The sequence below is a fragment of the Stenotrophomonas sp. GD03958 genome, assembly GCF_029839005.1.
GTDB lineage: Bacteria > Pseudomonadota > Gammaproteobacteria > Xanthomonadales > Xanthomonadaceae > Stenotrophomonas > Stenotrophomonas hibiscicola.
Genome location: NZ_JAOBZT010000056.1, coordinates 21,932 through 29,549, shown reverse-complemented (window position 1 = coordinate 29,549; position 7,618 = coordinate 21,932). Strand labels below are relative to the sequence as shown.

5 protein-coding genes are annotated in these 7,618 nt (G+C 67.3%); 3 read left to right on the top strand and 2 right to left on the bottom strand.

Annotated elements, in window-relative coordinates; translation table 11 throughout:
- Window positions 1–77 precede the first annotated feature (77 nt).
- Complete coding sequence (gene ppc, locus N5C25_RS15310; RefSeq protein ID WP_279937230.1) at window positions 78–2,789, top strand: phosphoenolpyruvate carboxylase; 2,712 nt, start codon at window positions 78–80, stop codon at window positions 2,787–2,789.
- A 41-nt stretch (window positions 2,790–2,830) separates the two neighbouring features.
- Here the strand turns inward: ppc and N5C25_RS15305 are convergent, their stop codons facing one another.
- Window positions 2,831–3,337, bottom strand: a complete 507-nt coding sequence (locus N5C25_RS15305) for an acyl-CoA thioesterase (RefSeq protein ID WP_019661090.1) — start codon at window positions 3,335–3,337, stop codon at window positions 2,831–2,833.
- 140 nt (window positions 3,338–3,477) lie between these two features.
- Window positions 3,478–4,689 carry a methionine adenosyltransferase gene (metK, locus tag N5C25_RS15300; protein ID WP_005408103.1) on the bottom strand — a complete coding sequence of 404 codons (1,212 nt, stop codon included), beginning with the start codon at window positions 4,687–4,689 and terminating at the stop codon, window positions 3,478–3,480.
- A 327-nt stretch (window positions 4,690–5,016) separates the two neighbouring features.
- On the opposite strand from metK, the gene N5C25_RS15295 reads away from it, so the two are divergent.
- Together N5C25_RS15295 and N5C25_RS15290 are read left to right on the top strand one after the other, a co-directional pair.
- Window positions 5,017–6,732: a lysophospholipid acyltransferase family protein gene (locus tag N5C25_RS15295; RefSeq protein ID WP_279937229.1), complete on the top strand. Its 1,716-nt coding sequence runs from the start codon at window positions 5,017–5,019 to the stop codon at window positions 6,730–6,732.
- Window positions 6,729–7,529, top strand: coding sequence for a UDP-2,3-diacylglucosamine diphosphatase (locus N5C25_RS15290; protein WP_279937228.1), 801 nt, complete (start codon window positions 6,729–6,731; stop codon window positions 7,527–7,529). The genes N5C25_RS15295 and N5C25_RS15290 overlap by 4 nt, the downstream gene beginning before the upstream one ends.
- Window positions 7,530–7,618 lie beyond the last annotated feature (89 nt).

The following is a 7,618-nucleotide window of genomic DNA, read 5'->3' as shown; positions in this document are numbered from 1 at the left end:
TTTTGCGTCGCAGCACGCTGCCCGTTCTGGTTTAGGCTTGGGGTCTGGATCCGTTGACCGAGGCCTGTGCGTCGCCGATGAACGAGTACCGCAGCAGCATCGAGTTTGCTTCTCCCGATCTTCCGCTTCGCGATGACGTGCGCCGGCTCGGCGCACTGGTCGGTGACCTGCTGGTCGAGCAGGTATCAGCGGCTTTCCTCGACGAGGTCGAGGACGTGCGCACCCGCGCCATCGCCCGCCGCGAGAACCAGGCACCACTGTCGGAGCTGGCCGAAAGGCTGGCCGGGCGCACGCCGCAGCAGGCCGAGACCATGGTGCGGGCCTTCAGCACCTACTTCCAGGTGGTCAACATTGCCGAGCGCGTACATCGCATCCGCCGCCGCCGTGACTACCAGCGTGCCGGTACCGCAGGGGCGCAGCCTGACGGCCTGCAGGATGCGCTGCAGCAGCTGAAGGCGCAGGGCGTGACGCTGGACGAGCTGGCGCAATGGCTGCCGCGCATCGATATCGAACCGGTGTTTACCGCGCACCCGACCGAAGCGGTGCGCCGCGCGCTGCTGGAGAAAGAGCAGCTGATGGTGGCCAGCCTGGTCGACAACCTCGACGGCCAGCGCACGCCGGGGGAAGCGGCCGCCGATGCTGCGCGCTTCCGCATGGCGCTGACCGCGTCGTGGCAGACCACTGACTCTTCGCCGGTGCGGCCCACTGTCGATGACGAGCGCGAGCACGTCGGCTTCTATCTGGTGCAGGTGCTGTACCGCGTGATTCCGGTGCTGTACGAATCTCTGCAGCAGGCGCTGCGCGATACCTATGGTGAAGAGCTGCCACTGCCGCGCCTGCTGCGCTTCGGTACGTGGGTGGGCGGGGACATGGACGGCAACCCGAACGTGGATGCCCACACCATCCGCAGTACGCTGGATGCGCAGCGGCAGGCGGTACTGGCGCGCTACCAGAAGGAACTGCTGCAGCTGGCCAGCCTGCTCAGCCAGTCCACCGAGCGGGTGGGCGTGAGCGATGCGCTGCAGGCGCGCGTGGCGCACTACCAGCAGCTGCTGCCGCAGGTGCAGTCGCGCCCGCGCCATGCCGACATGCCCTACCGCCTGCTCAACGATCGCATGCGCGCGCGCCTGCAGGCCACGCTGGAAGACGGCGAGGGCGCTTACGCCGGCCCGGATGAACTGATCGACGACCTGCAGCTGATCCTCGACAGCCTGCGCGCGAACCGCGGCGAGCATGCCGGTGGCTTCGCCGTACAACGCCTGCTGTGGCGGGTGAAGACGTTCGGCTTCCATCTGGCGCGGTTGGACGTGCGCCAGGAATCGAGCGTGCATGCGCGCGCGCTGGCGGCGGTGCTGGGCGGCGACCCGGCGTGGGAGGGCCTGGATGCATTGGGCCGCGCGCGCCTGCTGGCACCGCATGCCAGCGGTGAGGTGCCGTTGCCGGAAGGCGACGACGAAGGCAACCGGCGGCTCGACGCCGTGTTCGCTGCATTGGCCGATGCCCGTGCGCGGCATGGCGGGGATGCACTGGGCAGCTACATCATCTCGATGGCACACGACCGCAGCGACGTGCTGGCGGTGCTGGCGCTGGCACGCCGTGGCGGCCTGGTGGAAGAGAACGGGTCAGTACCGCTGGATATCGCGCCGCTGTTCGAGACGGTGGATGACCTCAAGCGCGGTACGGCGACCCTGCAAGACCTGCTGGCCGACCCGGTGTACCGCGCGCACCTGCGTGCACGCGATGATGTTCAGATGGTGATGCTGGGCTATTCGGACAGCAGCAAGGATGGTGGCATTGCTGCTTCGCGTTGGGGCCTGCAGCGCGCGCAGGTGGAACTGCTGGAGGTGGCGGCCGAGGCCGGCATCCGCCTGACCTTCTTCCATGGCCGGGGCGGCTCGATCAGCCGTGGTGGTGGCAAGACCACCCACGCCGTGGATGCGTCGCCACGCGGCAGCATCGATGGCCGCCTGCGGGTGACCGAGCAGGGCGAGGTGATCCATCGCAAGTACGGCATCCGCGCGCTGGCCCTGCGCTCGCTGGAACAGGCCACCGGTGCAGTGCTGCGCGCCAGCCTGCGCCCGCGTGCCGCCGAGCCGCGCGAGGATGCGTGGCGGCCGGTGATGGACGCGGTGTCATCGGCCAGCAGCGAGGTGTATCGCGCCTTCGTTGGCCAGGCCGGCTTCATGGACTACTTCCGTACCGCCACACCCATCGACGTGATCGAGCGGATGACGCTGGGCTCGCGTCCTTCGCGCCGGCTCGGCCAGGATGCGGCACTGGGCAACCTGCGTGCGATTCCCTGGGTGTTTGCCTGGAGCCAAGCGCGTGCCGTCATTCCCGGCTGGTACGGCGTGGGCAGCGGCCTGCAGGCGGCGGTGGACGCTGGCCATGAAGAGACCCTGCGCGAAATGGCGCGTGACTGGCCGTTCTTCCGCACCTTCCTGGACGACATCGCGATGGTGCTGTCCAAGGGCGATATCACCATCGCCGAGCAGTTCTCGCTGTTGTCTGGCGACCTGCACAGGCGCTTCTTCCCGCAGGTACAGCGCGAACTGGAACTTACCCGGCACTGGCTGCTGGCGCTGATGGACCAGAAGACGCTGCTGGACCATGATGCGCGGCTGGCGCTGTCGATCCGCCTGCGCAATCCCTACGTCGATCCGATCAGCGTGCTGCAGGTGGATCTGCTGCAGCGCTGGCGGGGCAGCGGGCGCGAGGATGACGAGCTGCTGCGCGCGCTGGTGGCGTGCGTGAACGGCGTTTCGCAGGGGGTGCAGAACACGGGTTGAAATGCATCCGCCGGGCCATGCCCGGCGAATTCGCAACTACCTCATTCTTCCGGCGACGGAGGATTCGATGCCAGCAGTTCCAGGTGGCGCTGTTCCATTTCCTGGCGCAGTTGGCGGCGGATCAGCGCTGCGGCTTGGCGGCGCTTCTCGTCCGAGGTGACCGGCTGCAATGTTGGCACCGGCGTCGGCCGGCCTTCCTCATCCACGGCCACCATCGTGAAGAAACAGCTGTTGGCGTGGCGCACGCTGCGCTTGAGGATGTCTTCGGCCACCACCTTGATGCCGATCTCCATCGACGAGGTGCCGGTATGGTTCACCGAGGCCAGGAAGGTGACCAGCTCGCCCACCGCGATGGGCTGGCGGAACATCACCTGGTCCACCGACAGGGTGACCACATAGCTGCCGGCGTAGCGGCTGGCACAGGCATAGGCGACCTGGTCGAGCAGCCTCAGGATCGCGCCACCGTGGACCTTGCCGGAGAAATTGGCCATGTCCGGCGACATCAGCACGGTCATGGACAGCTGGTGGGTTTTCAGTTCGGTCGACATGGGCCGATTGTATCGGCAACCGGGTAGTGCCGGCCGCTGGCCGGCAACCGCGCGGTTGTTTCCAGAGGCCATGAAAATGCCGGCCAGCGGCCGGCTCTAGCAGAAAGCAGAAGGGCCGCGTGAGCGGCCCTTCGTGTTTCTTACTTCAGCTTCGCATCGGCGCGCAGGGCGGCGGCGCGGTCGGTCTTCTCCCAGGAGAAGGCCGTGGCGTTGACGGTCTCGCCTTCGCCGTTGAGGTAGCTGAACTCCTTCGGCTTGCGGCCGAAGTGGCCGTAGGCCGCAGTCTGCTGGTACATCGGGTGGATCAGGTCCAGCATCTTGATGATGCCGTACGGGCGCAGGTCGAAGTGCTTGCGGATCAGCTTCTCGATCTTGTCATCGCTGATCTTGCCGGTGCCGAAGGTGGTGACCGAGATCGAGGTCGGCTCGGCCACGCCGATGGCGTAGGAGACCTGCACTTCGCAGCGGTCGGCCAGGCCGGCAGCAACCACGTTCTTGGCGACGTAGCGGGCCGCGTAGGCCGCCGAACGGTCGACCTTGGACGGGTCCTTGCCGGAGAACGCGCCACCACCGTGACGGGCCCAGCCGCCGTAGGTGTCGACGATGATCTTGCGGCCGGTCAGGCCACAGTCGCCCACCGGGCCACCGATCTCGAACTTGCCGGTCGGGTTGATGTGGAACTTGGTGCCCTTGTGCAGCCACTTGGCCGGCAGCACCGGCTTGATGATTTCTTCGCGGACAGCCTCGATGAGGTCCTTCTGCTTGATGCCCGGGGCGTGCTGGGTCGACAGGACCACGGCGTCGATGGCCGAGACCACGCCGTTTTCATAGCGCAGGGTGACCTGGCTCTTGGCGTCCGGGCGCAGCCACGACAGCGGCGAGTTCTTCTTCTTGCGGATCTTGGCCTGCTGCTCAACCAGGCGGTGCGAAAGGTGGATCGCGGCCGGCATGTAGCTGTCGGTCTCGTTGGTGGCATAGCCGAACATCAGGCCCTGGTCGCCAGCGCCCATTTCTTCCGGCTTCTTGCGGTCCACGCCCTGGGCGATGTGCGGCGACTGCTTGCCGATCAGGTTCAGCACGCCGCAGGTGGCGCCGTCGAAGCCGACGTCGGAGCTGTCGTAGCCGATGTCCGTGATGACCTTGCGGGTCAGCGCTTCCAGGTCGATCCAGGCGCTGGTGGTGATTTCACCGGCCACGATGGCAACGCCGGTCTTGACCATGGTCTCGCAGGCCACGCGGGCACGCTGGTCCTGGGTCAGGATCGCGTCCAGCACCGCATCGGAGATCTGGTCGGCAACCTTGTCCGGATGGCCTTCAGAGACCGACTCGGAGGTGAAGAGATAGCTGGACATCAGGCGTAATATCCCTTGATTCGGATGGAAAGATGGGCGCGCATGATACACGGGGTGCGCCGCCTGTGCATTGTGAACCGGTACCGGTTGCCGGTGGTTAAGCCCGCGTAGGCCTGGCAAGGGCCGTCGTGACGGGATTGGGGCCCGGCCTCGAGGCCCAGTGTTCCACCAGCGTGACGACGGACGGGGCTGTCCAACCCCGGACCGCGCAGGCCGCGACCCTGCCGGGCCGGCCGTCATCGTTCTGCCCCGAAACCGCCATCTGGCTGCCGCCTGCCGGGCGCAGGCTGTCGGCCAATCCGGCCGCCGGGCATGAGTGGATCCGCCATGCAGGAACTCGAACAGCGTCTCCAGCAACGCTTCCCCGATTGGTTCCATGGCCGTCGTGGCCAGCTGGCACGGCCGCTGCTGCGCAGCGTCGGTCGCTGGTCGCGGTTGGACCAGATCGAGGCCTTCCTGAAGCGCAGTGCAGAGTTGCGCGGATTCGGCTTCGTCGCCGCCGCCCTGGAATTCGTCGATGGCCAGTACCAGGTGGATCCGGCCGCGCTGGCGAAGATCCCGGCCACCGGCCGCCTGCTGATTGTTGCCAATCATCCGTCCGGGGCGCTGGACGCGCTGGCGCTGCTGGACGCGGTCGGCCGCATCCGCCGTGACGTGCGAATCGTGGCGAACGATCTGTTGGGGGCTATCGCGCCACTGCAGGATCTGCTGTTGCCGGTGCGCATCCTTGGCGGCAAGGCCCAGCGCGGCAGTCTGCACGCGGTGGAGGAGGCGCTGGCCGCCGAGCAGTGCGTGATCGTGTTCCCGGCCGGCGAGGTCTCGCGCCTCTCGCTGCGAGGCATCCGCGATGGTCGCTGGCAGCGCGGGTTCGTGCGCTTTGCCCGCGCCGCCGGGGCGCCGGTGCTGCCAGTGCGGGTGGAAGCGCGCAACTCGGCGCTGTTCTACGGCGCATCAACCCTGTTCAAGCCGGCCGGCACCGCCCTGCTGGCACGCGAGATGTTCACCCGTCGTGGCCGCCCGCTGCGGCTGAGCATCGGCGAGCCGATGCGGCTGGGCGATGGCGGTGAACCGGGCGCACAGCTGCTGGCGGTACGCCGCGCGCTGTATGCGCTGGGCCGCAATGGCGCGGCCGGCAATGCCGCTGCCTGCGCAGGCCCTGAGCCGCTGGCCGCCCCGGTGCCCCCTTCGCAGGTTGCCGCAGGGATTGCCGCAGCGACCCAGCTGGGCCAGACCGCCGATGGCAAGCAGATTCTGCTGGCCACCTGTACTGCCGATTCGCCGCTGCTGCTGGAGCTGGGCCGCCTGCGCGAACTGACCTTCCGCCAGGTGGGCGAGGGCACCGGGCGCAGCCGTGACCTCGACAACTACGACCCGCAGTACGAGCACATCGTGATCTGGGACGCCGCCGCGCAGCGCATCGCCGGCGCGTACCGGATCATGCGCGGCGCCCACGCACTGGCCCGGCACGGCCTGTCCGGGCTCTACAGCGCGTCGCTGTTCCGCTATTCCGACGATGCCATCACCCACATCGCCGAGGGTCTGGAACTGGGCCGCAGCTTCGTGGTGCCCGACTACTGGGGCAGCCGCAGCCTGGACTATCTGTGGCAGGGCATCGGCGCCTACCTGCAGTGCCGGCCGGGCATCCGCTACCTGTTCGGCGCCGTGTCGATCAGCGCGGCGCTACCACGTGAAGCGCGCGAGCAGCTGGTGGCGTACTACCAGCGCTATTACAGCGGTACCGCTGGCCTGGCCGAATCGAACCGCCCGTTCCAGTACTTCGCCGCACCGCCCAGTTTCGGTGAGCTGGATGCAGGCGCCGCGTTCGAGGTGCTCAAGGCCAACCTGGCTGCGCTCGGTACCGGCGTACCCACGCTGTACCGCCAGTACACCGATCTGTGTGAACCCGGTGGTGCCCGCTTCCTCGCCTTCGGTGTCGACCCGGACTTCAGCGATTCGATCGACGGCCTGATCGAAGTGGACCTGTGTGCGATCCGGCCGAACAAGCGCAAACGCTACCTGCGCGACGCGGGAACGCCGGCATGAGCGCGCTGGCGAACCTGTCGCCGCACCGGCGCGCAGTGTTCGTCTCCGATGTGCATCTGGGTTCACGTCATTGCCATGCCACCGAGCTGGCACGGTTCCTCTTTCAGCTGCGTTGCGAACGGTTGTACCTGGTCGGCGACATCATCGACCTGTGGTGGATGGCGCATCGCCGGGCCAATTGGCGGCAGTCACACAGCGAAGTCATCCAGGCCCTGCACGCATTGCGCCGTGCGGGTACCGAGATCATCTACATCCCCGGCAACCACGATGCCTCGCTGCGCCAGGTCTGTGGGCTGATGCTGCCGGCGATGCAGGTGCGCCGCCGCGCCATCCACGTGACCGCCGATGGCCGCCGGCTGCTGGTCGCGCATGGGGACGAGTACGACGGCGTGACCCACTTCGGTGGTCTGCAGGAGAAATTCGGCGATTGGCTGTACTACCGCATCCTGACCGGCAACCAGGCGCTGAACGCGGTGCGGCGGCTGCTGGGCATGCGCTACTGGTCATTGTCTGAATTCCTGAAGAAGCGCAGCGGCGCCGCCGAACGCTACATCGAGCGCTTCGTGCAGGCCGGGCTGGACGATGTCCGCCGTCGCGGACTGGATGGCATCGTCTGTGGCCACATCCACCGAGCTGCGTTGATTGAACGCGATGGCCTGGTCTACGCGAACGACGGCGACTGGGTGGAAAGCCTGACCGCGCTGGCCGAAGACCATGATGGCGCGCTGCGTCTGCTGGACCACAACGGCCAGACGCTGGTGGAGCTGCCGGGCGCACGCATGTCGCAGGCGGCGTAACCCGCGTCTGTACCCTTGTAGAGCCGAGCCCATGCTCGGCTGCCGTTACACGCAATGAAGAGCAGCCGAGCATGGGCTCGGCTCTACAT

What these genes read in the sequence shown, in the direction of transcription:
- N5C25_RS15290 (WP_279937228.1), top strand. Translation starts at nt 6,729, where the DNA reads ATGAGCGCGCTGGCGAACCTGTCGCCGCACCGGCGCGCAGTGTTCGTC.
- ppc (WP_279937230.1), top strand. Translation starts at nt 78, where the DNA reads ATGAACGAGTACCGCAGCAGCATCGAGTTTGCTTCTCCCGATCTTCCG.
- metK (WP_005408103.1), bottom strand. Translation starts at nt 4,689, where the DNA reads ATGTCCAGCTATCTCTTCACCTCCGAGTCGGTCTCTGAAGGCCATCCG.
- N5C25_RS15295 (WP_279937229.1), top strand. Translation starts at nt 5,017, where the DNA reads ATGCAGGAACTCGAACAGCGTCTCCAGCAACGCTTCCCCGATTGGTTC.
- N5C25_RS15305 (WP_019661090.1), bottom strand. Translation starts at nt 3,337, where the DNA reads ATGTCGACCGAACTGAAAACCCACCAGCTGTCCATGACCGTGCTGATG.